This is a genomic window from Microbacterium sp. USHLN272, from assembly GCF_037149655.1.
Lineage (GTDB): Bacteria > Actinomycetota > Actinomycetes > Actinomycetales > Microbacteriaceae > Microbacterium > Microbacterium galbinum.
The window spans coordinates 2,350,986-2,377,814 of sequence record NZ_JBBCRA010000001.1; the positions used below are offsets into that span (position 1 = coordinate 2,350,986).

Genomic DNA, 26,829 nt, shown 5'->3' on the forward strand with positions numbered 1-26,829 from the left:
CGGGGCTACCCCGCGCCGAGCAACCTCACGCGGCAGGCGAGCTCGACGGCGAAGCGGGCGTCGGGGTCGGCCAGGTCGATGCCGAGCAGCTCGCGGATGCGCCGCATCCGGTACCCCACGCCGTTCGGGTGCAGCATGAGCTCGCGGCCGGCGTGCACGAGGGACCCCTCGTGCGCGAGGTACACGAGCAGGGTGCGCACCGACTGCAGCGCGCGCTCGGGGCCGAGGTCGTCGAGCGGACGCAGGATGTCGTGCAGCAGTTCGCGGCTGATCGGCGAGGCGTACACGTCGAGCAGCACCCGCCGCAGGCCCGTGACATCGGTGAGCTCGACCCCGCCGAGGCGCCCGGCGGCGATCGCCGACTCGGCCGCGATGCGCGCCTCGGCCGCCGACTGCCGCAGTCCCAGCGCGCCGACCTGCGGGGTGCCGAGCCCGAGCGTGTAGGCCCAGTCGGAGCCGGCGATCTCCTGCGCCCGCTCCTGGATGAGCATCGCGACCTCGCGCACGCGGCGCTGATGGTCGCCGGCCCCGTGCTCCTCGGTGCAGACGAGCAGCAGGTCGTCCTGCAGGAAGGCGACGTGCCACATCTCCTCGCGCGCCTCGACGAGCTGCAGCGCGAACAGTTCGAGCGCGGGTTGCACACTGCGCGGCGCCCGGGCGTCGGGGTCGGCGGTGCCGGTCGGGGCGAGCCAGGCGACCGCGTGCGACTGGGAGAGGGGCAGCCCGAGACGCGCGGCTTGGGCGACGAAGCCCTCGGCGCGCGACGGCTCGGCGAGCACGAGCTCGACGAGCAGGTCGGCGCGCGACTGCGTGGGGGCGAACCGGTCGCGGCTCTGCCGCTGCGCGACGCGCGAGAGCAGCGAGGCGATCACGGGCAGCGACACCTGGGTCGCGCCGTCGGTGCGATCGGCCATGAGGCGCCCGATGAGCACCTCGCCGATGAACACCGCATCCGCATCGGTCCACGCCACGGCCTGGTCGGGGGCGATCGACAGGGCGACCCCGAGGGCGCCGCCGGCGACCGACAGGATGCTCTCGGTCGTGCTGTCTGCGGATGCCGCGGCCTCGGTCGCGAGGGCGATGGCGTGCGCGCCGCGCATCATCGCCTCCGACGCCCCGCCCGAGATGGCTCGGTCGATGGTCTTCGCGAGGTCGGCGGCGCCGACGCCCACGGCCGAGAACACGGGGACGCCGGCGCGCTCGGCGAGCACGCGCGCGGTCTCGGCGAGTGTGAGCGGGGCGGTGAAGACGAGGCCGGCGAGGCCGCGGGCGCTGGCCTGCCGCAGGGCGACGTCGATGCGGAAGGGCGGCGGCTGCTCCTCGCCGTCGATGATCGCGAGGGTGCCGGTGGCGAGGGCGTCGAGGCGGTCGACGGCGGCGAGGTCGACGCGCACGATCTGCCGGTCGTCGACGGGGCCGGCGTGCGAGCGCAGCCCGAGTCGGTCGGCGTCATCACGCAGATCCCGCAGTGTGTACTGTGCCATGCGCACAGTATGCCCGGAATCACTGGATGCAGGAAACATTGCCGGGAGGTGAACGGCTCCGTACCGTGAACACATGGCCCAGACTTCCTCCGTCGCACGCACCGCGGCTCCGATCACCGAGATCACGGCAGACGACATCGCCGCGCTCGGCGTCGGCACTGCGATCTTCGGCACCGGCGGCGGTGGCGCCGTTTACACCTCGCAGATCATGGTCGAGACCGCGCTGCGCGAGCACGGCCCCGTGCGGCTGGTGCAGGTCGACGACCTCACCGCCGACGACGTCGTCATCCTGATGTCGGGCATCGGCGCCCCGACGGTCGGCATCGAGATGCTGGCCGCGAAGGACCAGATCCACGCGCTGCTCGCCGAGGCCGAGCGGCTGCTCGGCCGCAAGGTCACGACGCTCATGGCGGCCGAGATCGGGGGAAGCAACGGCGTGCAGCCGATCGGCTGGGCCGCCCGCCTCGGCCTGCAGATCCTCGACGCCGACGGCATGGGCCGGGCGTTCCCGGATGCCGCGATGGTGGCGATGAACGTCGCCGGCGTCCCCTGCGCATGGGCCGTGCAGAGCGACGTCGTCGGAAACATCTCGGTCATGAAGACGGTCGACCTGCACTGGCTCGAGCGTCACGCCCGCGCCCTCACCGTCGCGAGCGGCTCGATCTGCATCGGCGCGCACTACCCGATGACCGCCGACCAGGTGAAGGGCTCGGTCATCGAGGGCACGGTGAGCGCCGCCATCCGCGTCGGCCACGCCCTGACGTCGTCGTCCGACCCGGTGGCCGCCGTCGCGGCCGAGCTCGACGCCCGCGTGCTGATGACCGGCAAGATCACCGACCTCGACCGCCGCACCGTCGGCGGTTTCGTGCGCGGCTCGGTGACCATCACCGGCACCGGCGCCGACCGGGGCCGCCTGCAGCGCCTCGAGCTGCAGAACGAGAACCTGCTCGTGCTCGAAGACGGCGAGGTGCTGGTGAGCGTCCCCGACCTCATCACGATCATCGACGCCGAGACCGGCCACGCGATCACCACCGAGATGCTGCGCTTCGGCCAGCGCGTCTCGGTGCTCGCGTGGGCCTGCGACCCGATCTGGCGCACGCCCCGCGGCCTCGAGCTCGCCGGGCCGCTGGCCTTCGGCTACGACTTGCCGTACGTCCCGTTCGAAGGAGCGACCCGATGACCGCCCGCGACCTCTCCATCGGCGTCGACGTCGGCGGCACGAACACCGACGCGGTCGTGCTCGACGGCGATGGCCGGGTGCTCGCGTGGACCAAGCGCGCCACGACCGACGACATCACCGGCGGCATCCGCGCCGGCATCCGCGACGTGCTCGCCGCGATCGGCGACGACCGCTCCCGTGTCTCGCGCGTCATGCTCGGCACGACCCACGCGACCAACGCGATCGTGCAGCGCCGCCAGCTCGACCGGGTCGCGATGATCCGCCTCGGCGCCCCGGCCGCGACCGAGTACCCGCCGCTGACCGGCTGGCCCGACGACCTCGTGCGCATGGTGCTCGCCGGCGCCACGATGCTCGGCGGAGGCCACATGGTCGACGGCACCCCGATCGCTCCGCTCGACCGCGACGGCATCCTGCGCTTCGTCGACGGCCTCGACGACTTCGATGCGATCGCCGTGGCGGGCATCTTCAGCCCCTCGTCGCCCGAGCAGGAGCTCGAGGTCGCCGACCTGCTGCGCGGCCACCTGGGGCAGGACACCCGGGTGTTCCTCAGCCAGGACATCGGCCCGACGGGTCTGCTCGAGCGCGAGAACGCGACGCTCCTCAACGCCGCGCTCTACAGCGTCGCCCGGTCGGTGACCGAAGCTCTCGTGACGGTCGTCGCCGAGGAGGGTCTCGACGCGACCACCTTCTTCGCCCAGAACGACGGCACCCTGATGTCGCTCGACTACGCCGCGCAGTACCCCGTGCTCACGATCGGATCGGGCCCCGCGAACTCCATCCGCGGCGCCGCGTACCTCTCGGGCCACGACGACGCGATCGTGATCGACGTGGGCGGCACGACCTCCGACCTCGGCGGGGTCGTGGGCGGATTCCCCCGCGAGTCGACGCTGCCGCGCGAGATCGGCGGGGTGCGCACGAACTTCCGGATGCCCGACATCCTCAGCGTCGGCATCGGCGGCGGCACGATCGTCGACGTCGCCTCGGGCCGCGTGGGCCCGGACTCTGTCGGCTATCGCATCGACCGGGAGGGTCTGCTGTTCGGCGGCTCCACCCCGACGCTGACGGATGCCGCGGCACTCGCCGGCAGCCCCGTCGCCGGACGCACGCTGCCCGGGCTGTCGCCGCAGGTGACCGAGGCGCTCGAGCAGGCGCTCGCGAAGGTCGCCGATCGCCTCGACGAGGCCGTCGAACGCCTCTCCCTCGGCCGCATGGACATCCCCCTCGTCGTCGTCGGCGGCGGCGGATTCCTCGTTCCCGACAGCCTCGCGAGCGCCGGCAGCATCCTGCGTCCCGACCACGGCGGCGTCGCCAACGCGGTCGGCGCGGCGATCTCGCTCGCCGGCGGCCGAGCCGATCAGATGGCCCCGATGGGCGATCGCAACCAGGCGATCGAGCAGGCATCCGAAGCCGCCATCGCGAAGGCGATCCAGGCCGGCGCCGACCCGCTGCAGGTGTCGATCGTCGAGGTCCTCGAGACGCACGTGCCCTACACCGCCCAGCCCACCGTCAACGTGACGGTCAAGGCCGCGGGCCCGCTCGCGCGGCTCTCGGCCGAGGTTCCGGTCCGCTGACCGGAAGAAGAAGACCACAGCATCCGCAGCTCCACCCCCTCACCCGAAATCAGGAGATCGCTATGAAACGCAGTACCGCAGTACCCGTGGCCGCCGTTCTCTCTGCGCTTGCGCTGACACTGACGTCCTGCGCGGGCTCGAACGATCAGTCCGCGCCCGCCGAGGGCGACTACGTCTCCGGTGGCACCTTCGTGACCGCCGTCGGCGACGACCCGGGCGACCTGAACCCGCTCAAGGCCGTCTCGCCCGACACGTTCGCGGTCGTCAGCCTCGCCTACGAATCGCTGATCGCCGTCACCGACGAGGGAGACCTCGTGCCCTGGCTCGCCGAGAGCTGGGAGGAGACGGGCACCGAGGTCGTCTTCACCCTCAAGGACGGCATCACCTGCACCGACGGGTCGGAGTTCACGGCGCAGACCGTCGCCGACAACCTCAACTACAACGCCGACCCCGCCAACGCGACCTTCTCGTACGGCTCGGTCATCGACGAGACGATCTCGGCCACGGCCGACGGTAACGTCGTGACGGTGACGAGCACCGAGAACAACCCGTTCCTGGCCGTCAACGTCGGCACGATCATGCTGGTCTGCGACGCCGGCCTCGCCGACCCGACCACGCTGTCGGACGCGACCGACGGCACCGGACTCTTCGGCCTGAGCGACGTCAAGCCGGGCGACACCTACACGTTCACCAAGCGCGACGACTACACGTGGGGCCCCGACGACGTGACGAGCGAGACCGTCGGTCTGCCCGACACGATCCAGGCGCGCGTCGTCACCGATGAGAGCACGGCCGCCAACCTGCTCGTCTCCGGCGAGATCAACGCGGCGACGATCTCGGGCGCGGACCGTGCCCGTCTCGACGGCGCCGGACTCACCCACTCGGGTGTGCGCAACCCCGTCGGCATGATCCTCTTCAACGAGAAGGAGGGTCGTCCGTTCTCCGACCCGCTCGTGCGCGAGGCGCTGTCGATCGCGATCGACCGCGACGAGGTCGGCACGGTGATCGCCGACGGCGAGGCACTGGAGTCCGTCTCGCTGGTGACCAAGAACCCGCTGCTCTGCGTCGCCGACGGCCCGAAGTGGGAGCTGCCCGACACCGACCTCGACCGGGCGGCCGAGCTGCTCGACGAGGCCGGCTGGACGGTCGGCTCCGACGGCACGCGCACCAAGGACGGCCAGCCGCTGACCATCAAGTTCGTCTACAACGCCCCCACCTCGACGCACGCGGCCGCGGCCGAGCTCGTCAAGGAGACGTGGGACGAGCTGGGCGTGACGACCGAGCTGTTCGCGAACGACGCGGCGGCCTGGTCGGAGCAGCTCTGGTCGACCTTCGACTGGGACACCGGCTGGGTGCAGGTGGCACCGGGCGGCCCGGTCGTGCTGTCGACGTTCTTCGACGGCGCCACCCCCGACCAGGGCGGTCTGAACTTCATGTGGGTCGACAACCCCGAGTACTCCGCTCTCGCCGCAGAGGCCTCGAGCGCGAGCCCCGAGGAGACCTGCGGCATCTGGCAGGACGCCGAGGCCGAGCTCATCAACCGCTTCGACGTGTTCCCGGTGACCGACAACATCCTGCCGACCTACCAGTCGGGCGCGGTGTTCGAGCAGCCGAACTTCATCCAGCCGACCTCGATCCGGATGCTGGGCTGACATGACGACGACTCCTCCTCCCGCGACCGCCGAGGTGGTCGACACCACCACGGCCGCCCTGGCGGCGCGGGTGGAGGAGCGCCGCCTGCGTCGGGGGCTCTCCCCGCGCACCGCGTTCCTGCTCCGCCGCCTCGGCCGGCTCGTGATCTCCCTGGCCGTGGTGATCGTCGCGTCGTTCCTGCTCATGTACCTCGTGCCCGGCGACCCCGTGCGCGCGGCGCTGGGTCAGAGTGCGACGCCGCAGCTCGTCGAGGCGACCCGCACCCAGCTCGGCCTCGACCGGCCGATGTGGGAGCAGTTCTTCCGCTTCATCGGCGGTCTCTTCACGGGCGACCTCGGCACCTCGGTGCGGTTGCAGCGACCGGTGGCGGACGTGCTCGCGCAGCGCTTCCCGACCACGCTGCTGCTCGCGGTGCTCGCCTTCATCATCGCCGTGATCGGGGCGCTGCCCGCCGGCATCGGCGCGGCGGTGCTCGCGCGCTCCGGCCGTCGCCGCGGCCTGTCGATGACGCTCTCGGCCGTGCTCGGCATCCTGATCGCCGTCCCGAGCTTCCTCGTGGCGGTCGGTCTCATCTCGCTGTTCGCGGTGCAGCTCGGCTGGCTGCCGGCGGCGGGATGGGGAAAACCGGCGGATGCCGTGCTGCCGGTCATCGCCCTCGCGATCGGCCCGATGGCGTACCTCGTGCGCATCGTGCAGGTCGAGATGCTCGCGGTGCTCGACACCACGTACATGACCACCGCCCGGGCCAAACGCCTGCCGCGTCATCTGATCCACCTGCGGCACGCGCTGCCGAACATCGTCACCGCGTCGCTCACCGTCGGCGGGCTCATCCTCGCCGGCCTCACCGCCGCGACCGTGCTCATCGAGACCGTGTTCGCGATCCCCGGACTCGGCACCATCATGGTCTCGTCGGTCGGGGCCAAGGACTACCCGATGGTGCAGGGCGTCGTCATCGTCTACGCGCTCATCGTGCTCGGCGTGAACCTCGTCGTCGACGTCATCCTCGCCACCATCGATCCGCGCTCGTCGATCACGGAGGGCTGAGACATGTCCGTGCGCAAGAAACTCCTCAACGCCACCGCGATCTCCGCCCTCGCCGGCAGTGTGCTCCTGGTGTTCCTCGCCGTCGCCGGTCCCACGATCTGGGGCCCGGCCGCCGACACCACCGACGTCTCCTCGCGGCTGCTCGGCGCGAGCGCGGTGCACCCGTTCGGCACCGACGAGCTGGGTCGCGACATCCTCGCCCGCGTGCTCACCGCGACGCGCCTCACGCTTCTGCTCACGCTCGGCGCCACGGCGATCGCGCTCGCCGGCGGCATCGTGTTCGGTCTCGTCGCGAGCATCCTGCCCAAGTACCCGCGGCGCTGGTTCACGGGCCTCCTCGACATCCTGCTCGCGTTCCCCTGGCTGCTGATGGTGCTGTTCTTCACCGTCATCTGGGGCGCGACGGCGACCGGGGCGATGCTCGCGATCGGCTTCGCGGGCATCCCGTCGTTCGCCCGTCTCGTGTACAACCTCGCCTCCTCCGTGTCGGGCCGCGACTACGTGCGGGCCGCCCGCGTGGTGGGCGTCGGCCCGGTCGGCATCCTGCTGCGGCACGTGCTGCCGAACATCGCCAACCCGTTCTTCGTGAACGCCGCCGCGACCGCGAGCGTCACGCTGCTGTCGTTCGCCGGTCTCTCGTTCCTCGGCCTCGGGGTGCAGGCGCCCGCGTACGACTGGGGGCGGATGCTGCAGGAGGGCATCCTGCGCATCTACGTGAACCCGCTCGCGGCGATCGGCCCCGGCATCGCGATCGTGCTCGCCGGTCTCGTCTTCACGCTGCTCAGCGAAGCCGTCGCCGGCAGCCGCGGCTCGGGCTTCCGCGCCGTCGCCGCCCGGGCCGCCGGCGGGGTGACGATCACCTCGCGCCGACGCAACCCGGCCCCGGCCGCCGCGGCGCCCGAGAGCGACGTGGTCGCCGAGATCACCGACCTGCACATCGCCTTCCCCACCGCCGACGGCGGCGTGGTCGAGCGGGTGCGCGGCGTCGACCTGCGGGTCGCCCGGGGAGAGATCGTCGGCATCGTCGGCGAGTCCGGGTCGGGCAAGTCGCTCACCGCGATGGCGCTCGCCGGACTCCTCGGCGACGACGCGATCATCACGACCTCGGCGCACCGCTTCGACGACCTCGACATGACCGGGCAGCTGACGGCATCCGATCGTGCCCGCCTGGGCGTCGAGCTCGGCATGATCTTCCAGGACCCGCTCACCTCGCTGAACCCCGCGCTCACCATCGGACGCCAGCTCACCGAGGTGCCCGAGGTGCACATGGGCATGCGCCCGAAGGAGGCGCGCGTGCGCGCCGCCGACGCGCTGACCGCCGTCGGGATCCCGGATGCCGCGAACCGGCTGAAGCAGTACCCGCACGAGTTCTCGGGCGGCATGCGTCAGCGGGCCATGATCGGCATGGCGCTCACCGGCAAGCCGCGGCTGATCATCGCCGACGAGCCCACGACCGCGCTCGATGTGACCGTGCAGCGCCAGGTGATGGGCGTGCTGCACCGGGCGCAGGAGGAGACGGGAGCGGCGATCGTGTTCATCTCGCACGACATCGCCCTCGTCTCGGCGTTCTGCGACCGGGTCATCGTGATGAAGGACGGGCGGGTCGTCGAGGCGCTCTCGGCCGGCCGCATCCGGCAGGACGCGCAGCATCCGTACACGCAGGCGCTCATCGCGTGCCTCCCCGACATGACGAGCGACCGCACGCAGCCGCTGCCGGTGATCCCGCCGGAGCTGATGCCCGAAGCGTTGGACGACTCCGCGCCGACGGAGGAGCCGTCGGATGCCCGCGAGGGCTCCCACGACGGGGCTCACGAGAAGGAGGTGCCGGTGTGAACGCGCTCGAGATCACGGACCTGAGTGTCCGCTACGGCCGTACCCGCGTGGTCGAACGGGTGAGCCTGTCGGTGCCGAAGGGCCGCACGGTCGGACTCGTCGGCGAATCCGGGTCGGGCAAGAGCACGATCGCGGCCGCCGCCGTCGGGCTCGTGCGCCCCGAATCCGGATCGATCCGCGTCGACGGCGTCGAGACGGCGACCGGTGGGGCGGCCGCACGCCGCGCGCGCCGCCGCATGCAGCTCGTCTTCCAGGACCCGTTCTCGGCCCTCGACCCGCTCATGCCCATCGGCGACTCGATCGCCGAGGCCCTGCGCGCCACCGGCCGCCGCTGGACCCGCGCCGAGCGCATCGCCCGTGTGCGCGAACTGCTCGCCCAGGTGCACCTCGACCCCGACCGCGCGGGCGAGCGGCCCGGTGCCTTCTCGGGCGGCCAGCGTCAGCGCATCACGATCGCGCGCGCCCTCGCGGGCGAGCCCTCGGTGCTCATCGCCGACGAGGTCACCAGCGCCCTCGACGTCTCGGTGCAGGGCGCGATCCTCAACCTGCTGCGCGAGGTGCAGCAGGAACTGGGGCTGTCGATGCTGTTCATCTCGCACAACCTCGCGGTCGTGCGGTACATCAGCGACGAGGTGTGCGTGATGCGACATGGCAAGCTGGTCGAGGCCGGGCCGACCGAAGCACTGCTCGCGAACCCCGCCGACCCCTACACGGTGGACCTGCTCGACGCGGTCCCCGTTCTCGGCGAGAGGATGCAGTTCTGATGGGTTCCGGTTCGGACGCGGGTTCTGGTTTCGACGGCGGGTTCGGGGGTGCGGCGGAAGAACTGCGCGCGCACCTCACGGCCGTGCGGCGCGAGCTGCACGGGGCGGTCGAGATCGGACTCGACCTGCCGAACACGCAGGCGATCCTGCTGCGCGAGCTCGAGGGTCTCGGACTCGAGATCACCTTCGGGCAATCGCTGTCGTCGATCACCGCCGTGCTGCGCGGCGGGCGTCCGGGCCCGGTGGTGCTGCTGCGCGGCGACATGGACGGACTGCCCATCACCGAGGCATCCGGTCTGCCGTTCGCCGCGACCTCGGGCGCGATGCACGCCTGCGGCCACGACCTGCACATGGCCGGAGTGCTCGGTGCCGTGCGGCTGCTGGCCGCCCGCCGCGACGAACTCCCCGGCACGGTCGTGTTCATGTTCCAGCCCGGCGAGGAGGGGCAGGCCGGCGGTCGCATCATGATCGAGGAGGGCGTGCTCGACGCCGCCGGGGCGCGGCCGGTCGCGGCGTACGCGATCCACGTCGACAGCGCCACCCCGCGCGGACAGCTCGTCACCCGCGAGGGCGCGATGATGGCGAGCGCCAGCGCGCTGCGCCTGACCCTGCACGGCACCGGCGGCCACGCCGCCTTCCCGCAGCTCGGTATCGACCCGGTGCCGGTGGCGGCGCAGCTCATCCTCGCGGTGCAGACCTTCGCCGCGCGCCGCCTGCCCGCCACCGACCAGGCCGTGATCTCGATCACGCGCCTGAGCAGCGACTCCGAGGCGAGTAACGTGCTGGCCGCGACCGTCTCGCTCGAGGCGAACATCCGCACCCTGTCGATGCAGACCCTCGATACGGTGCGCGAGCAGCTGCCGGTGATGCTGGCGGGGATCGCCGAGGCCAACGGATGCCGGTTGGAGTCGGAGTTCATCGCCTCGTACCCCGTGACCTACAACGACCCCGCCGAGACCCGCGAGGTGCTCGAGGTGCTCGACGAGCTCGTCGGGGAGGAGCGCGTGACCCGGCTCGCGGCGCCGTCGATGGCATCCGAGGACTTCTCGTACGTGCTGCAGGAAGTGCCCGGCGCCCTCGTGTTCGTCGGCGCGGCCCCCGACTCGGGTCCGATGCCGCTGCACTCCGAGCAGGCGATCTTCGACGACGAGGTGCTTCCGCTGCAGGCATCCGTCCTCGCCGAGCTCGCCTGGCGCCGGTTGCTGCGCGGCTGACGCCGTATCTCGTGAGGGCCCCACCCGCGGGCGCCCACCGCAGGGGAGGATATCTCGCCCAGCGCAGGATCGAATCCAGCGGATGCTCCTGCGGAACGCGAGTTCTCCTCCGTCGCGTGCGGCCCTTCGTCTCGCTCCGCTCGCTCAGGAACCGGTTCCTGAGCGAGGAGTGCAGCGACGAGACGAAGGGCGCGCGGTCGCACGCGTAACGCAGGAGATCTCGCGCAACGCAGGATCGAATCCGGCGGATGCTCCTGCGGAACGCGAGATCTCCTCCGTCGTGTGCGGCCCTTCGTCTCGCTCCGCTCGCTCAGGGACCGGTTCCTGAGCGAGCGAGCGCAGCGACGAGACGAAGGGCCCGCGGATGCCGTGGCGCGGAGAGCCATACTGAGACCACAGGTGTATGCGCCCGAGACATAGGCCCGCGCCTCCCGCCCTGACAGGCTGATCCCTGGCCGGCGTCAGCGGAGACGCCGCGGAAAGGGAACCCCATGACCTCGGCATCCACCGCCCGGCGCGACGCGCCTCCCGCGGAGCGCTCGCAGATCCGCACGATCGTCGCATCGAGCGTCGTCGGCACGACCGTCGAGTGGTTCGACTTCTTCGCCTACTCGACGGCGGCGGCGCTGATCCTCAACAGCCTGTTCTTCCCCGACTACGACCCGCTCGTCGGCACGATCCTGGCGTTCGGCGGTATCGCTGTCGGGTACTTCGGCCGCCCGCTCGGGTCGATCGTGTTCGGGCACTTCGGCGATCGCATCGGACGCAAGCGGATGCTCGTCATCTCGCTCGTCCTCATGGGTGTCGCCACCTTCCTCATCGGTCTCCTGCCGACCTACACCGCGATCGGGGTCGCCGCCCCGATCCTGCTGATGGTGCTGCGTTTCGTGCAGGGCTTCGCTCTCGGCGGCGAGTGGGGCGGTGCGGTCCTGCTCGTCGTCGAGCACGCCGAGCCGCGTCGTCGCGCGTTCCTCGGCAGCTTCCCGCAGGTGGGGCTCGCGCTGGGGCTGACGCTGTCGACCCTGGTGTTCCTGCCGCTGGTCGCCCTCCCCGGCGATGCGTTCCAGGCGTGGGGCTGGCGCGTGCCGTTCCTCATCAGCGCGGTGCTGGTGCTGGTGGGCCTGTTCATCCGTCTGAAGATCAGTGAGACCCCCGAGTTCGAGAAGATGCGCGACGCCGGCAAGGCCGCCCGCGTGCCGCTCTGGGAGACCCTCAAGACCCACCCGGGCCAGGTCGTCTTCGCGGCCCTCAGCTTCGCCGTCATCGGCGCGGTCTTCTACATGCTGTTCACGTTCAGCCTCACCTACGGCACCCAGTTCGTCGGGCACACGCAGCCCGAGATGCTCACGATCGCGACGATCTGCTCCCTGCTGGCGTTGGTCGGGCTCCCGCTCGCTGGGTGGCTCGCCGACCGCTTCGGCGTCGCGAAGGTCTTCGCCTCCGGCACGATCCTCTCGGTGCTCCTCGCGTTCCCGGCGTTCTGGCTGATCGACACCGGCAGCCTCGCCGCCGCATACGTCGCCTACATCGCGACGACGATCGGCTTCTGCGCGACCTACGGCACCCTCGGCGTGCTCTACGCACAGGCGTTCGACGTGCGCATCCGCTACACGGGCATGTCGCTCGCGCTCGGCATCGGCACGATCGTGGGCTCGGCGTTCGTGCCGATCATCTACCTCGAGCTGCTCGACGTGTTCGGCGGCTCGTGGGCGATCGCCCTCTACATGGTCGTCGCGGGCATCGTCACCCTCGTCTCGGTCACTCTGCTCCACCGCCTCTCGCGTCGGGCCGCCGCGCGTGCCGCCGCTCCCGCCCCGGAAGGATCCTCTCGATGATCGATGACGCCACCCGCGCCCTGCTCGCCGGACTCGGAGGAGTGGATGCCGCTCCCGGCTCACTCGCGGGGGTGGTGGTGGTCGACGTCACACGCGTCGTCGCCGGGCCCTACTGCTCGATGATCCTGGCCGACCTGGGCGCGACGGTCATCAAGGTCGAGAACCCCGGCGACCCCGACTACACGCGCACCTTCCCGCCGATGCTGCCGCGCGAGGATGCGGAGCCGCTGAGCGGATTCTTCGCGCAGTACAACCGCAACAAGCTGGGCGTCACGCTGAACCTGAAGAGCCCGGGTGCCGCCGAGGTGCTCGACCGGCTCGTCGAGCGCGCCGATGTGCTGGTCGAGAACTTCCGCCCCGGCACGATGGACCGTCTCGGGCACGGCTACGAGCGTCTGCGTCGGGTGAACCCGAAGCTCGTGTACGCGGCGCTCAGCGGCTACGGTCAGTCGGGTCCGTACCGGCTGCGCCCCGCCTACGACAACAGCGCGCAGGCCACCGGCGGACTGTGGTCGATGAACGGTGAGGCCGGTGGCCCGCCCACCCGTGTGGGCACGATCATCGGCGACCTCGCGGCCAGCCTCTACGGCGTGATCGGGGTGCTCGCGGCGCTCCGGCACGCCGAGCAGACGGGCGAGGGGCAGCTCGTCGACATCTCGCAGCAGGACTCCGTCCTCACCCTCACCGAGAACGCCGTCGTGTCGTACACGGTCGACGGTGTCGTGCCGAAGCCCCTCGGCAACCAGCATCCGTTCGTGCGCCCCTACGAGCTGTTCCCGTGCGCCGACGGCTTCGTGTTCTTCGGCGGGTACACCGACAAGTTCTGGCGCATCTCGTGCGAGACGTTCGGCAGCCCGGCCGACTGGAACGACAATCCCGACCTGCACAGCATGGCCACCCGCTTCGATGCCGAGGTCTACCAGGAGAGGGTCAAGCCGATGGTCGTGCGCTGGTTCGCCGACCGCACCAAGGCCGAGCTCGAAGCGCTCGCCGGAGATCTCGTGCCGTTGAGCGCGGTGAAGGACATCGGCGAGGTGGTCGAGGATCCGCAGATCGCCGCGCGCGGCATGATCGTCGACAACGACTACCCCGGCCACGGGTCGCTGCGCACCTTCGGGTCGCCGGTGAGGCTCGATCGCACTCCCGCGCAGACCGCGGGGCTCGCGCCCGACATGGGTGAGCACACCGATCGGGTGCTGGGGGAGTTCCTCGGCTACTCGACCGACGAGGTCGCCGCGCTGCGCACGGGAGGCACGATCTGATGAGCATCCGTCTCGACCGCACGGATGGCATCGGCGTCATCACGATCGACCGCCCCGAGAAGCTCAACGCGTTGACGCTCGCGATGTACGACGAACTCGGCGCCGCGTTCGCCGAGGTGCAGGGAGACCCGCGCATCGGTGTGGCGGTGCTCACCGGCGCCGGCGAGCGTGCGTTCTGCGTCGGTGCCGATCTGGGCGAATCGATCCCGGCGCTCACCGAGGAGCGCTTCGACATCAGCGAGTGGGATGCTGCGCACCAGAAGCACTCGACGCTCGAGAAGCCGGTGGTCGCCGCGATCAACGGACTGTGCCTCGGCGGCGGGTTCGAGATCATGCTGTCGACCGACATCCGCCTCGCCTCCGCCGATGCCCAGTTCGCGCTGCCCGAGACGGGTGTCGGCGTCGTGCCGGCCGGGGGCACCCTCGTGCGGCTCATCCGGCAGATCCCCTACGCGTTCGCGATGGACCTCATGCTGCGCGGCGACCGCATCGACGCCGAGACCGCGCTGCGGTACGGGCTCGTGAACCGGGTGGTCGACGCATCCGCTCTGCATGACGAGGCGATCGCCGTCGCCGAGCAGCTGCTGACGAAGAGCGCCACGGCGCTGGCGACCGCGAAGCGGGCCGTGCGCGCGCTCGCCGACCTGCCCGAGCCCGAGGCGTTCCGTCTCGAGGCGGTGCTGGGGCAGCAGGCGTTCGCGAGCGACGACGCCCGCGAGGGCCTCGCCGCCTTCGCCGAGCGCCGCCCCCCGCGGTTCCCGTCGCGGGGCGCATGACTGGTCCCTGAGCCCGTCGAAGGGCCCGTTCGCGTGACTGGGTCCCTGAGCCTGTCGAAGGGTCCCGCCCGCATGACTGGGTCCCTGAGCCTGTCGAAGGGTCCCACCCCGAGCGAGTGGGCGTGGGAAGGTGGGGGTGAGAGGAGCCTCATGGCCGAGAACACCGCGTCCGCGCTCGTGCGCGAGGTCGTCGCGGCTGCACGCGCCGAGCCGGGGGATCGGATGCTCGCGCTCACGCAGTTGCTCACCGAGGCGGATGCCGCGGCATCCGATGTCGAGGAGATCCTCGCCGCGGTGCAGGAGTCGCAGCAGCAGACCGCGCGGCTGCGGAGGCGCACCGTCGAACTCGAGGCCCTGTTCTCGACCGCGCGCGAACTCGTGCGACTGCAGGACGTGACCGATGTGCTGCGCCGCCTCGTTCAGCGCGCCCACGAACTCATGGGCACCGACGTCACGTACCTCTCGGAGGTCGACAACGCGCAGGGCGATCTGCGCGTGCGGTATTCGGCGGGCACGGTGACCCCGGAGTTCCGCGACCTGCTCGTGCCCGCCGGGTACGGCCTCGCGAGCCTGGTCGCCGACTCCCGCGAACCGGTCTGGGTGCGCGAGTACACGCGCATGGCGGATGCTCCGCACGACCCCTCCATCGACGATGCGGTCGCGCGCGAGGGGCTCGTCTCGTTCCTCGGCGTGCCGCTGGCCGTCGGCGACGAGGTGCTCGGGGCCCTCTTCGCGTGCAACCGGTTCGCCCACGACTTCACGCCCGACCAGGTGCTGCTGCTCTCGGCGTTCGCCGATCATGCCGCGGCCGTGCTGCACAGCGCCCGCGTGCTGGCCGAGAGCGCGGCCGCCCGCGCCCGCGCCGAAGAGGCGTACGCCGAGCTGGAGCGCCACCTCGCCGCGACGCAGATCGTCGGCGGCATCCATGAAGAGCTCACCGCCGCCGTCGTCTCGGGCGCGACCCTGATCGACCTCGTCGCGACGGTGTCGGATCGCCTCGGGCGACGCGTGCGCGCGGTCGACGAGACGGGGCTTCCCCTCGATGCGGGAGCGGACGCCCGTGCGGGTCTGCCGCGCCGCCGACCGCTCACCGATGCGATCCGGGAGAGCCGGGCGAGCGGGCATGCGGTCGCGGTGGTCGACGGGGAGCGCTGGTGGCTGGTGGTCGCGATCCTCGGTGCCGACCGGGTGCTCGGCGCGATGGTCGCCGATGACGAGGACGCCGTGCCCGACGACGTCGCCCGCCCCACGCTCGAGCGCGCCGCGCAGGTCGCCGCCCTCGTCTCCTTCAAACGCGATGCCGTCTCGGCGATCCGCGCCGAGCGCCGCGCACGCGTGCTCGGTGCGGTGCTCGACGGTTCGGCCGAGGCATCCGTCCTCTCCGCCGAGGTCGTGCACCCGCTCGTGGGCGTGGCGGCGATCGATGTGCGCGGGCGCGAGGGGGCGCTGACGGTGGCCGCGGATGCCGTCGGCGACCACGGCCTCGTCGCGGTGCGCGAACACGGGCTCGTGGTCGCGTGGACGGCATCCGTCGACGGGCCCGGGGCCGGGGCCGGTCTCGTGGCCGCGACCGAGCGGGTTCGACGGATCCTCGCCGAGCGGCTCGACGATCCGTCGGTCACCGCGGTCGTCGGCGCGACGGTCGACGGGGCGCCGGCGCTGCGCGCGTCGGCCGAGCGTGCGGTGCGCGATCTGCGGTTCCTGGGACCGCTCGGGGTGTCGGGGGCGACCGTGCGGTCGGACGACTTCGCGCCGTATCACGTGCTCTCGTCGGGTGAGCCGGAGGCCGCGGCCCGGTTCGTCGACGGGGTGCTCGGGCCGGTGCGCGCGTGGGACGAACGGCGGGGCACGGCGCTCGTCGACACCCTCGTCGCGTACTTCGACGCGGGGGAGAGCCGCCAGGGCGCGGCGACGGCGCTGCGCGTGCATACGAACACGGTGCAGCAGCGGCTCGACCGGATCTGGACGCTGCTCGACGGCGACCCCGCGGATGCCGAGTACCGGTTCCGTCTGCAGGCCGCCGTGCGACTCGAGCGCCTCCGGCGGGAGTTGCTCGGGGGCTGAGGGGTTCGTGCGTGGGGGACGCTTCGACAGGCTCAGCGGCCCAGCTCAGCGTCGACTCCGAAACTGGGTCCCTGAGCCTATCGAAGGGCCCCGTCCCGCAAATGCCGCGACCCTATCGGAACGGATGCCGCAACTCACCCGTGTGACGCAATCTGACGCACGGTGTCGCCCTGTGTAGCCCGGGGCGACCGGCATCCGCGGGCCTGGATAGCGTCGGAAGCCCGTGCCGACCCGAGAGGACCCATCGTGGCATCCGGAATCCCCCGTCGCCTCGGCGCTGCCGTCGCAGCAGCCGTCGTCACCGCTCTGACCCTGACCGCCTGCGCCTCGGCCGCCCCCGAGTCCTCGGGTGACGACGGCGAGCCCGTCACCGGCGGCGACCTCGTCGTCGCGGCCCGCTCCGAACCGCCGCAGCTCAACCCGCTCGTCGACCAGATGGGCGGCGCGCACGTGCTGACCCCGGTCGTCGACTCCCTCGTCTGGGACAACGGCGACGGCACCTACGGCACGTGGCTCGCGACCGACTGGGAGGTGTCCGACGACGCCCGCGTGTACACGTTCACGCTGCGCGACGACGTGACCTTCCACGACGGCACCCCGTTCGACGCCGAGGCCGTGAAGGTCAATTTCGACTACGTCGCCGACCCGGCCAACAAGTCCACGGGTTCGGTCGCGAAGCTGGGCCCGACGGCCGAGGTGCTCGACGAGTACACCGTGCGCATCACGCTCGAGCAGCCGGAGTCGAGCTTCCTCACGCTGATCGCCGCCCCGTACTTCGGCATCGTGTCGCCGACACAGCTGCTCGACGACCCCGACTCGCTCGCGTCGACCGTGGTCGGCACCGGTCCGTTCGTCTTCGACGAGTGGGTCAAGGGCCAGAGCATCAGCTACGTGCGCAACGACGACTACGACTGGGGCCCGGAGGGCACCCACGAGGGCGCCGCGTACCTCGACAAGATCACCTACCGCTTCCTGCCCGAGGACCAGACGCGCTACAACGCGCTGCTCACGGGCGAGGCCGACATCGTCGACTACATCGCTCCCGAGTACGCCGAAGAGGTCAAGGCCGACGAGCGCTACGAGTCCGACGAGTTCCTGCTGCCGGGTGTCGGCTTCACGCTGCACCTGAACACGCGCACCGCCCCGTTCGACGACGTGAACGTGCGCCGTGCGCTGCTCACCGGCATCGACCGCGAGGCGATCGTCAAGAGCGCGACCTTCGGCGCGTACCCCGTGCAGGAGTACCTGGCGACCACGACGCCCGACTACAAGACCGACCTCGAGAACGTCATCGAGTTCGACGCGGATGCCGCGGGCGCGCTGCTCGACGAGGCCGGCTGGACGGGAACGGATGCCGACGGCTACCGCACCAAGGACGGCGAGCGCCTGAGCACCACCGTGCCTTACGCCGACAACGACCAGCTCGCCCAGCGCACGCTGGAGCAGGTGCAGATCGACGCGAAGGAGCTCGGCTTCGAGCTCGTGCTGCAACCGGTTCCGGCGGCGGACTTCTCGCAGCGCCTGTACACCGGCGAGTACGGCATCATGCCGTCGTTCCAGTCGGAGGCGACCGGCATGCAGCTGTGGCGCCTCTACGGCGGCGACAACGTGTCGGACGGATCGTCGATCGGCTCGAACGCGTCGTTCCTGGCGGATGCCGAGCTCGACGGCATCCTGGCCCAGGCGCGCGCCAGCGCCGACCCGGCCGCCCGCGCCGACTTCTACGGCCAGGCGCAGGAGCTGCTGCCCTCGCTCGCCCCGTCGATCCCGCTGTACTCGCGGGCCCGCGTGGTGGCCTGGCAGCCGAACGTGCACGGCGTCGCGTGGGACTACGCGTGGCCGCAGCCGTACCTGTTCGACGCCTGGAAGACCTGAGTCTCGCGGGGTGACCGCCCTGGGATGCTTCGACAGGCTCAGCAACCCAGGGCGGTCGCTCTTCCTGAGCTTGTCGAAGGGTCCCGCCCCGGTACTGGGTCCCTGAGCTTGTCGAAGGGTCCCGCCCCAAGACGCACACGGAGGAGGAACGACATGAGCACGGTCTGGCGAGTACTGCGCCGTCTCGGCGTGAGCCTGATCACGCTGTGGGGTGCGGCGACCCTCACGTTCTTCGCGCTGCGGCTCGTGCCGGTCGACCCGGCGTTCGCGATCCTCGGCGCCGGTCAGCAGCAGGTCGACATCAGCCCCGAGGTTCTCGCCGTCGTGCGGCAGGAGTACCACCTCGACGAGCCACTGATCGTGCAGTACTTCCTCTACCTCGGTCGTCTGCTGCGTGGAGACCTCGGCATGTCGTACGTGCAGGAGCAACCGGTCGCCCCGCTGCTCGCCGCGCAGGCGGGTCCGACGATCGCCCTCGCGCTCGCCGCGATCGTGCTCGCCGTCGTGATCTCGCTCGCCGGCGGTGTGCTGACCGCCGGTCGCCGCCTGCCCAGCTGGATCTCCTCGGGCGTCGAACTGGTGCTCGCGTCGACCCCGGTGTTCTGGCTCGGCTTCGTGCTGATGCTCGTGTTCGCCGTGTGGCTGCGCGCGCTCCCCATCCTCGACAGCGGTGATCTGCGCTCGCTCGTCCTCCCCGCCCTCACCCTCGCGCTGCCGACGGCCGCCCTGCTGCTGCAGGTGCTGCGGCAGTCGCTCGACGATGCGCTCGAGCAGCCCTTCATCCTCTCGGCCCGTGCGCGCGGTCTCGGGTCGCTCGCCGTGACCGTGCGGCATGCGCTCCGTCACGCCGCGGTGCCGTATCTGACCATGCTCGGGTTCTCGTTCGGGGCCCTGCTCGGCGGTGCCGCGATCACCGAGACCCTGTTCAGCCGTCCGGGGCTCGGGCGCCTGCTCGTCGACTCGGTGGCCTCGCAGGACATCCCGGTCGTGATCGGCGTCGTGCTCGTCGGCACGGCGGTGTTCATCCTCGTGAACACGCTCGTCGACCTGTCGTACGCGCTCGTCGATCCGCGGGTGCGCGACGCCGACCGCGTGATCGCCCCGTCGAAGGACGACGCCGCCGCTGCGGCATCCGACCCTACGGACGCCGACCGAACGGAGGCCACCGCATGAGCGGGGGAGTCGTCGCCGAGGCCGTCACCGCCCGGCAGCACGTGCGCTGGCGCGGCTGGGTGCGCCTGGCCGCAGACATCGGCACACTGCTGTGCGCGCTGGTGCTGGTGCTGTTCGTGCTCGCCGCGCTGTGGCCGCAGCTGCTCACCGGACAGGACCCGCTCGCCGCCGACCGGGCGTTGATCCTCGCGCCTCCGGGGCCGGGGCATCCGCTCGGCACCGACGAGATCGGACGCGACGTCTACGCGCGCATCGTCTTCGGTGCGCGCAGCTCGCTGGTGCTCGGGTTCGGCGCCGTCGTCATCTCGCTCTTCTTCGGAACGATCCTCGGCCTCGTCGCCGGGCTGTCGAACCGGGTGATCTCGACCGTGACGCTGCGGCTCACCGACATCGGAGCGGCATTCCCCGAGCTCGTGCTCGCGATCCTCATCCTGGCGCTCTTCGGTGGAGGGCTCGCCACCGCCACCATCGCGATCGGCATCGCCGGCATCCCGTACTACGTGCGCGTCGTGCGCGGGGAGACGCTGCGCGTGCGCACCTCGACCTTCATCGAGGCGTCGCGGGGCATGGGGCTGTCGCGCGCCCGCGTGCTCGGGCGACACCTGCTGCCGAACGCCGTGCGCCCGGTCGTCGTCATCGCCACCATCGGCCTCGGCGGTGCGACGCTCGCCGGCGCCGCCCTGTCGTTCCTCGGTCTCGGCAGCCCGCCACCCACTCCCGAATGGGGTTCGATGCTCTCGAACGCGCGCAACTTCCTCACGCTGGGGTGGTGGGCCGCGGTGTTCCCGGGTCTCGCGATCACCCTCTTCGTCATCAGCACGACCGTGCTCGGCCGTCGCCTGCAGGCACGTCTGGAGGGTCGCGGATGAACGCGCTGATCCGGGTCGAGGGCCTGACCGTGTCGTTCGGAGGTCGCACGGCCGTCGAGGGCGTCGGTTTCGAGATCGGCCCCGGCGAGTGCGTCGCGCTGGTCGGTGAGTCGGGATCGGGCAAGTCGGTCAGCGCGCGCAGCCTGCTCGGGCTGGTCGGCACGGGATCCCGGGTGGATGCCGAGGTGCTCGAGATCGACGGCGTCGACGCGCGGCGGTTCTCCGAACGCCGCTGGCGCCGCATCCGTGGCCCCCGCATCGGGTACATCCTGCAGGACGCCCTGTCGTCGCTCGACCCGCTGCGCACGGTGGGCAAGGAGGTGCGCGAGGCGATCGCCGCGACCGGCGGGCCGCGTGGACGGGCCGGCCGCGAACGTGCGCTCGAACTGCTGCGCCGCACTCACGTGCCCGATCCCGAGACGCGCATCGACGAGCGTCCGGCGCAGCTCTCCGGCGGTCAGCGCCAGCGCGCGCTCATCGCCACCGCGCTCGCCGGAGACCCCGCCGTGCTCATCGCCGACGAGCCGACGACCGCGCTCGACGTGTCGGTGCAGAAGCAGATCCTCGCCCTGTTCAGCGAGCTCAAGCAGCAGGGCATCGCGCTGCTGCTCATCAGTCACGACCTCGCCGTGGTGTCGCAGCTCGCCGACCGCGTGCTGGTGCTGCAGGGCGGCGCCGTGGTCGAGAAGGGCGAGACCGCCGACGTCCTGTCGAACCCCGAGCATCCGTACACCCGCTCCCTGATCGACGCCGCCCCGCGGTTCGACAGCGGCCCCGCCCCGCACGACTTCGGAGATTCGACCGGACACGCCGGAGCCCAGCATCCGACCACCGGGGTGTCGCCCCAGATCTCCGAAGTTGTGCAGGGAACGGATGCCGTCACCGACTCGGATGCCGTGACGGAAACCGGGCCCGTGACGGAAACCGGGCTCCCGGCAGAAACTGGGTCCCTGAGCCTGTCGAAGGGTCCCGCCCCGCAGGCATCCGACGTCGTCCTCGCCGCCGAGCACGTGAGTAAGACCTTCCGCCTGCCGGGTGGCGCGACGCGCCCCGCGGTGAAGGACGTCTCGATCGCCGTGCGCCGCGGGCGGTCGCTCGGCGTCGTGGGCGAATCCGGGTCGGGCAAGACGACGGTCGCGCGCATCCTCGCCGGGTTCGAGACCGCGGATGCCGGCACCGTGCGCCGTGCGAGCGACGACCTGCGCGACGTGCAGTTCGTCTACCAGGATCCGGGGTCGTCCTTCGACCCGCGCTGGACCGCGGGACGCCTTCTCGACGAGGCGATCGGGCTGCGGCATCCGTCCCTGTCGCGCACGGAGCGCGGTGCGCGCGTGCGGGACTGGCTCGAGCGTGTCGGACTCCCGGCGGACTTCGCCGACCGCCGGCCCTCGTCGCTGTCGGGCGGTCAGCGTCAGCGGCTCGGCATCGCCCGGGCGCTCGCCGTGGAGCCCGCGGTGGTCGTGCTCGACGAGCCGGTGTCGGCGCTCGACGTGGCGGTGCAGAAGCAGATCCTCGAGCTCATCGCGCGTCTGCAGGCTGAGACCGGCGTCGGATACCTCTTCATCTCGCACGATCTCGGTGTGATCCAGAAGGTCTGCGACGAGGTCGTGGTGCTGCAGGGCGGCGTGGTGCGCGAGCAGGGTCCCACCTCGCAGGTGCTCCGCGCCCCGGCCGACGCGTACACGCGCCTGCTGATCGACGCGGTTCCCTCGCTCCCCGCCGTCTGAGGCGCAGTCTGCCCGCAGCCTGCCCGCCGTCTGACCCACCGCTTCAGGAGGAGATCTCGGCGTGGGGAGGAGAAATTCCTCCTGTTTCTCCTCCCGAGACGGAGATCTCCTCCCGAAGCGCGCCTCGCGCGACCGAGCGTCGTCGCGGCATCCACCGGGGTAAACCGGTTCTTGACGCGCCCGCGACGTGCGGGTTACTGTTGCTCCACCCCGCTCTGACAGCGTTGTCATTCCGAATCTCCCGATGTGACTCCTGTCGATCCGCACGCGGCGCCCCCGAAGCCCGCTGAATCCAGGAGACACCCCATGGCCCGCTCCGGCCCCGACCGCCCCACCCGCGCGACCGCCCGCCCCCGTCGCCTCGGCATCCTGAAGCGCACCGTCACCCTCGCCCTCGCCGCGACCCTCGCCGCCCCGATCGCCGCCCTCGCGCCCGCGGCGCAGGCATCCGCCGCTCCGGTCGTGAAGACCGCGGCCTTCGGCGCCCCCGACGACATCGCCGCCGACTACTACGCGGCTTTGCTGCGCCATACGCGCTGGGTGAACACGGTCTGGGATCCGGCCATCGGCGCCTATCAGTTCAAGGACTTCAACTTCGCCGTCGTGCTCGGCAACGCCGTGATCCTCACGCACGGCGAGTACGACGCCTCCGTCACGGGCATCCCGAAGGAGCAGCTGCAGCAGCGCACGGTCGACACGATCCGTTACTACGCCGCGAAGAACCGCTTCGTCGATCCGAACGGCACCTGGGGCAAGAAGCTCTTCTGGGACTCGACGTTCCAGTCGTACTTCCTCGACGCCGGGCGCGTGCTCTGGGACCAGCTCGACGCCACGACGCAGAAGAACCTCGAGACCATCGCGGTCGGGCAGTCCGCGTACACCTCCGATCTGAACTACGGCAACGACCCGCTCTCGGGCTCGTGGACCGCCGATTGGCCGACCGGCAAGCACGAGGGCGACACCGCGCAGGAGGAGGCCGGCGTCTACACGCAGGCCCTCGCCCCGGGGCTGGCCTGGGCGCCCGATCACGCGGATGCCGCGCGCTGGGACGAGCAGCTCGGCGACTGGGCGCGCAACGCCGCCGGCCAGCCGACCGCCGACCTCAACAACCCGGCGATCGTCGCCGGCAAGCCCGTGTCGACGAACACGATGCAGACGATCTACGACACGTACCTGGTCGAGAACCACGGGTCGTTCGGGCCGCACTACCAGTCCGACATCTGGCGCTCGGGCGGACGCAACGCGATCCAGTTCGTGCTCAACGGCCAGCCGATCCCCGAATACCTGAAGCACCAGCCCAACTCGGCGGAGCTCTGGGAGGCGATCAAGATGGTGATGTCGAACCAGGGCGAGCCGTTCATGCCCATGGTCAACGACCGCGAGTACCTGTATGGGCGCGACGTGATCCCGATGGCGTTCCTCGGTCAGGTGCTGCGCGACCCCGACGCCGTGCGGGCCGAGGCGAACATGGCCGCCTCGCTCGAGGCGTATCAGGCCTACGCCCCGGTCGATCGCCTGGCGAAGTTCTCGGGCGAGCCGAAGTACGAGCCCGAGGCGCGGGCCGAGATCGCGATCTCGTACCTCCTGCACGTCGCGGCCGCCGAGTCCGAGGAGGGGCCGGTCGCCCCGACCCCGCAGGACGAGTTCTTCGCGCGGCTCGCGGGCGTGCGCGACTTCGGCGCCGGTCCCGGGCTCTCGGTGCAGCAGACCGCGGATGCCTGGGCCGCGGCATCCAGCAAGAAGGGGTTCCTGAAGTTCCCGTGGGTGCCGAGCCACGACTCGTGGCTGTTCGCCCTCTCCGGCGCGACGCCGTACCTCTACCCGAACTCGGCCGCCACGGTCGACGACCGGCGCACGAGCACCTTCACGACCCCGCGCGACGGGTTCGAGGGCACCTCCTCGGTGTTCCGCATCGGCGACGGCTACGCCGGGCAGGTCACCCTGCCGAACGGAGCCGCGCTCTACGCGTCGACGGGGGCGGGCTGGCAGGACGGCTCGGTGTCGGTGCGCAACCTCGACATGGGTGGGTACAACGGCCTCGACGGCTCGCGCACGTACGTCACGGCGGAGGGCTCGGCGACCGACACCCTCCCCGTCGTGACGCCGCCGGACCCTGCCGACGCGAACGCCGCCCGCGTCGACGACCTGTCGTTCGATCCGGTGCCGGCGCGCTACGTGCGCATGCAGGGCCAGCAGGGCAACGCGCAGTTCGGCTATTCGCTGTACTCGTTCCACGCCTACGGTGCGGATGCCGAGGCCACGACCGACCTCGCCGCCGGCCGCCCCGCGACCGCATCGAGCGAGGACCCGGCGCGCCTGGCCGCGACCGTCACCGACGCGAACCCGACGACCCGGTGGGCGGTGGTGCGCGCGGATCGCACGCGTGCCGACTCGTGGATCCAGGTCGATCTCGGCAGCGAGCGCACCGTCTCCGCGGTCCGTCTGGCCTGGGAGGCGAGCGCGGGTGAGCGCTACCTCGTGCAGACCTCGGTCGACGGCCAGACCTGGACCACTCAGACCGCTCGCACCGGCGGCGTCGACGCGAACGTCGCCCGCCTCGACACGGTCGACCTGACGCCCGCCGGCGCGACCGCGCCCGCACCCGTCGAGACCCGCTTCGTGCGCATGCAGGGCGTGCAGGGCGACCCCGCCTACGGCTACTCGCTGTACACGATGCGCGCGCTGACCGCGGCCGGCGTCGATGCGGCGGCGGGCAAGCCGGCCACGGCATCCAGCGCCGACACGGGCCGTGCGCCCTCGAGCGTCACCGACAACGACGCGGCCTCGCGCTGGGCGGTGTCGCGCGCCGACCGCACGCGCACCGATTCCTGGATCCAGGTCGACCTCGGCGCCCCGACGGCGATCGCCCAGGTGCAGTTGGGGTGGGAGGCCTCGGCCGGTCGCGAGTACCGCATCCAGACCTCCGCCGACGGCGTGACGTGGACGGATGCCGCGAGCTTCCGGTACACCGGCGACGAGGTGACCTCGACCGAGGGGTCGTGGATCAACGTCGAGGATCGGGCCGGATTCGTCGTGCGCGGCGGTCAGGCCCCGATCACGGTGTCGGCCGAGAAGCCCGGCATCAACGCGCTCCGGCTCGGCGGCGGCGATCGCCCGCTGCTCGTCGAGATGGTGCCGGGCGACGCTGCGGCGACGGCGGCTCAGGACGCCGCGCCGCAGCCGTCGGCCGAGGGGTTGCTGGTCAGCTCGCTCGGCGGCTACCTCAGCGCGTTCAACCTGTCCGGCACCGAGGTGACGACCGACGTCACGATCCCGTACGTCGGCGACACGGTGTCGCTGTTCGCGGGGGAGCAGACGCTCGGCGCGGATGCATCGACCCTCCGGGTCACGGTTCCGGCCGGGCAGGCGGTCGTGCTCGCTCCGCGCGCCACGGTCCCCACCGACGTCGCGCGATCCGAGGGCGTCGGAGTCTCGGTGGTCGACGGACGCACGATCCGAATCGCGGATGCCGCCGCCGATGCGCGAGCGGAGGCATCCGCCGCGGCACCGACCCTCGAGGTGACGAACGCCGAGACGGGCGAGACGCGGGCGCTGCCGGTGGGCGAGCCCGTCGTGGCGGCCGCGGCGAGCTTCCCCGGTGCGACGCCGTTCCCCGTGCCCGACCGGGCGCTGAGCACGCTGACGTTCCCGGCATCCGTCCTGCCCGAGGGCATGACCTCGCCGCAGGGCGCGGTCGACGGCGACGAGGCGACGTCGTGGACGCCGGGCGTCGACGGCCGCATGGTGACCGATCTCGGGTCCGCGCAGCCGATCGGCACCGTCGCGACGCTGTGGGACGGATCGGATGCCCCCGCCGCCACCGTGTCGGTGAGCGACGACGGCGTCACGTTCCGCGATGTCGGCACGATCGAGGCGGGAACGACCCATGGTGCCGTGCCCGTCGACGCGACCGCGCGCTACGTGGCGTTGAGCACCGCGTGGAAGACCGGGGACCCGGGCCTCACAGCACTCCGCGTGCTCGCTCCGGGTGCCGTCGACGACGCCGCCCCGGGCGCGATCCGGGGCGAGGTCCCCGCGCTCGTGGTCGGTGCGACCGTGAGCGGCGCCCTGCAGGCATCCGGTGTTCCGGCCCCGACGTACGCGGTCGTGGCCGGGGCCCTGCCCGACGGCGTGACCCTCGATCCCGACACCGGTGCGCTCGCGGGCGCGCCGACGACGGTCGGTGCGTACGCCTTCACGGTCGCCGCCGACAACGGGATCGGCGAGGCATCGACCCGTGCCTTCGCCGGAGAGGTCACCGCGGTGCCGGTGGATCCGGGCGAGCCCGGTGAGCCCGGGGAGCCCGGGGAGCCCGGCACTCCCGGCGGTGGCTCGGACGGGGGCGACGGCGGAGACGGCGCGGGATCCGACGGCGATCTCGCCGCGACCGGTCTGGTGCTCGGGTGGTCGCTCGCGGCCGCACTGCTGCTGCTGGCCGCCGGCGGACTGCTCGTCGCACGACGCCGCAGGCTCGCTGTGTCGTCCGAAGACTGACGCTCCGACAC

17 protein-coding genes are annotated in these 26,829 nt (G+C 71.6%); 16 read left to right on the plus strand and 1 reads right to left on the minus strand.

Annotation, left to right across the window (positions count from 1 at the left end):
* Positions 1-5: 5 nt before the first annotated feature.
* A complete protein-coding gene (locus WFJ97_RS11345; protein ID WP_336641557.1) occupies positions 6-1,484 on the minus strand; it encodes a PucR family transcriptional regulator in 1,479 nt (492 codons plus the stop codon).
* A gap of 73 nt (positions 1,485-1,557) precedes the next feature.
* On the opposite strand from WFJ97_RS11345, the gene WFJ97_RS11350 reads away from it, so the two are divergent.
* The 16 genes from WFJ97_RS11350 (at position 1,558) to WFJ97_RS11425 (ending at position 26,818) form a co-directional block, all read left to right on the plus strand.
* Positions 1,558-2,664: a DUF917 domain-containing protein gene (locus WFJ97_RS11350; protein WP_336641558.1), complete on the plus strand. Its 1,107-nt coding sequence runs from the start codon at positions 1,558-1,560 to the stop codon at positions 2,662-2,664.
* On the plus strand, positions 2,661-4,235 hold the full coding sequence (locus WFJ97_RS11355; RefSeq protein ID WP_336641559.1) for a hydantoinase/oxoprolinase family protein: 1,575 nt from the start codon (positions 2,661-2,663) through the stop codon (positions 4,233-4,235). The genes WFJ97_RS11350 and WFJ97_RS11355 overlap by 4 nt, the downstream gene beginning before the upstream one ends.
* 62 nt (positions 4,236-4,297) lie before the next feature.
* On the plus strand, positions 4,298-5,887 hold the full coding sequence (locus WFJ97_RS11360; protein ID WP_247624290.1) for an ABC transporter substrate-binding protein: 1,590 nt from the start codon (positions 4,298-4,300) through the stop codon (positions 5,885-5,887).
* Position 5,888: 1 nt separating this feature from the next.
* Positions 5,889-6,932 carry an ABC transporter permease gene (locus WFJ97_RS11365; RefSeq protein ID WP_247624291.1) on the plus strand — a complete coding sequence of 348 codons (1,044 nt, stop codon included), beginning with the start codon at positions 5,889-5,891 and terminating at the stop codon, positions 6,930-6,932.
* A gap of 3 nt (positions 6,933-6,935) precedes the next feature.
* Positions 6,936-8,765, plus strand: a complete 1,830-nt coding sequence (locus WFJ97_RS11370) for a dipeptide/oligopeptide/nickel ABC transporter permease/ATP-binding protein (protein WP_336641560.1) — start codon at positions 6,936-6,938, stop codon at positions 8,763-8,765.
* A complete protein-coding gene (locus WFJ97_RS11375; protein ID WP_247624293.1) occupies positions 8,762-9,529 on the plus strand; it encodes an ABC transporter ATP-binding protein in 768 nt (255 codons plus the stop codon). The genes WFJ97_RS11370 and WFJ97_RS11375 overlap by 4 nt, the downstream gene beginning before the upstream one ends.
* Entirely contained in the window at positions 9,529-10,743 is a 1,215-nt protein-coding gene (locus tag WFJ97_RS11380; protein WP_336641561.1) for a M20 metallopeptidase family protein, read from the plus strand. The genes WFJ97_RS11375 and WFJ97_RS11380 overlap by 1 nt, the downstream gene beginning before the upstream one ends.
* A 491-nt stretch (positions 10,744-11,234) precedes the next feature.
* Positions 11,235-12,578 (plus strand): MFS transporter, encoded by a 1,344-nt coding sequence (locus tag WFJ97_RS11385; protein ID WP_336641562.1) that lies wholly within the window; start codon positions 11,235-11,237, stop codon positions 12,576-12,578.
* On the plus strand, positions 12,575-13,840 hold the full coding sequence (locus WFJ97_RS11390) for a CaiB/BaiF CoA transferase family protein (protein WP_336641563.1): 1,266 nt from the start codon (positions 12,575-12,577) through the stop codon (positions 13,838-13,840). The genes WFJ97_RS11385 and WFJ97_RS11390 overlap by 4 nt, the downstream gene beginning before the upstream one ends.
* Complete coding sequence (locus tag WFJ97_RS11395; protein WP_336641564.1) at positions 13,840-14,616, plus strand: enoyl-CoA hydratase/isomerase family protein; 777 nt, start codon at positions 13,840-13,842, stop codon at positions 14,614-14,616. Before WFJ97_RS11390 ends, WFJ97_RS11395 begins: the two co-directional genes overlap by 1 nt.
* Positions 14,617-14,766: 150 nt before the next feature.
* Positions 14,767-16,680: a helix-turn-helix domain-containing protein gene (locus tag WFJ97_RS11400; protein ID WP_336641565.1), complete on the plus strand. Its 1,914-nt coding sequence runs from the start codon at positions 14,767-14,769 to the stop codon at positions 16,678-16,680.
* Positions 16,681-16,926: 246 nt separating this feature from the next.
* Entirely contained in the window at positions 16,927-18,555 is a 1,629-nt protein-coding gene (locus tag WFJ97_RS11405) for an ABC transporter substrate-binding protein (protein ID WP_336641566.1), read from the plus strand.
* 153 nt (positions 18,556-18,708) lie between these two features.
* Positions 18,709-19,728 (plus strand): ABC transporter permease, encoded by a 1,020-nt coding sequence (locus WFJ97_RS11410; protein ID WP_336641567.1) that lies wholly within the window; start codon positions 18,709-18,711, stop codon positions 19,726-19,728.
* Positions 19,725-20,597 carry an ABC transporter permease gene (locus WFJ97_RS11415; protein ID WP_247624301.1) on the plus strand — a complete coding sequence of 291 codons (873 nt, stop codon included), beginning with the start codon at positions 19,725-19,727 and terminating at the stop codon, positions 20,595-20,597. The genes WFJ97_RS11410 and WFJ97_RS11415 overlap by 4 nt, the downstream gene beginning before the upstream one ends.
* Positions 20,594-22,324, plus strand: a complete 1,731-nt coding sequence (locus WFJ97_RS11420; RefSeq protein WP_336641568.1) for an ABC transporter ATP-binding protein — start codon at positions 20,594-20,596, stop codon at positions 22,322-22,324. The genes WFJ97_RS11415 and WFJ97_RS11420 overlap by 4 nt, the downstream gene beginning before the upstream one ends.
* A 306-nt stretch (positions 22,325-22,630) precedes the next feature.
* Entirely contained in the window at positions 22,631-26,818 is a 4,188-nt protein-coding gene (locus tag WFJ97_RS11425) for a discoidin domain-containing protein (RefSeq protein ID WP_336641569.1), read from the plus strand.
* The last annotated feature ends 11 nt before the right edge of the window (positions 26,819-26,829 follow it).

Bases quoted from the DNA above. Each gene is read 5' to 3' on its own strand.
- WFJ97_RS11380 (WP_336641561.1), top strand. From the start codon at position 9,529: ATGGGTTCCGGTTCGGACGCGGGTTCTGGTTTCGACGGCGGGTTCGGG.
- WFJ97_RS11410 (WP_336641567.1), top strand. From the start codon at position 18,709: ATGAGCACGGTCTGGCGAGTACTGCGCCGTCTCGGCGTGAGCCTGATC.
- WFJ97_RS11360 (WP_247624290.1), top strand. From the start codon at position 4,298: ATGAAACGCAGTACCGCAGTACCCGTGGCCGCCGTTCTCTCTGCGCTT.
- WFJ97_RS11400 (WP_336641565.1), top strand. From the start codon at position 14,767: ATGGCCGAGAACACCGCGTCCGCGCTCGTGCGCGAGGTCGTCGCGGCT.
- WFJ97_RS11425 (WP_336641569.1), top strand. From the start codon at position 22,631: ATGGCCCGCTCCGGCCCCGACCGCCCCACCCGCGCGACCGCCCGCCCC.
- WFJ97_RS11350 (WP_336641558.1), top strand. From the start codon at position 1,558: ATGGCCCAGACTTCCTCCGTCGCACGCACCGCGGCTCCGATCACCGAG.
- WFJ97_RS11345 (WP_336641557.1), bottom strand. From the start codon at position 1,484: ATGGCACAGTACACACTGCGGGATCTGCGTGATGACGCCGACCGACTC.
- WFJ97_RS11355 (WP_336641559.1), top strand. From the start codon at position 2,661: ATGACCGCCCGCGACCTCTCCATCGGCGTCGACGTCGGCGGCACGAAC.
- WFJ97_RS11420 (WP_336641568.1), top strand. From the start codon at position 20,594: ATGAACGCGCTGATCCGGGTCGAGGGCCTGACCGTGTCGTTCGGAGGT.
- WFJ97_RS11415 (WP_247624301.1), top strand. From the start codon at position 19,725: ATGAGCGGGGGAGTCGTCGCCGAGGCCGTCACCGCCCGGCAGCACGTG.
- WFJ97_RS11395 (WP_336641564.1), top strand. From the start codon at position 13,840: ATGAGCATCCGTCTCGACCGCACGGATGGCATCGGCGTCATCACGATC.
- WFJ97_RS11365 (WP_247624291.1), top strand. From the start codon at position 5,889: ATGACGACGACTCCTCCTCCCGCGACCGCCGAGGTGGTCGACACCACC.
- WFJ97_RS11385 (WP_336641562.1), top strand. From the start codon at position 11,235: ATGACCTCGGCATCCACCGCCCGGCGCGACGCGCCTCCCGCGGAGCGC.
- WFJ97_RS11390 (WP_336641563.1), top strand. From the start codon at position 12,575: ATGATCGATGACGCCACCCGCGCCCTGCTCGCCGGACTCGGAGGAGTG.
- WFJ97_RS11370 (WP_336641560.1), top strand. From the start codon at position 6,936: ATGTCCGTGCGCAAGAAACTCCTCAACGCCACCGCGATCTCCGCCCTC.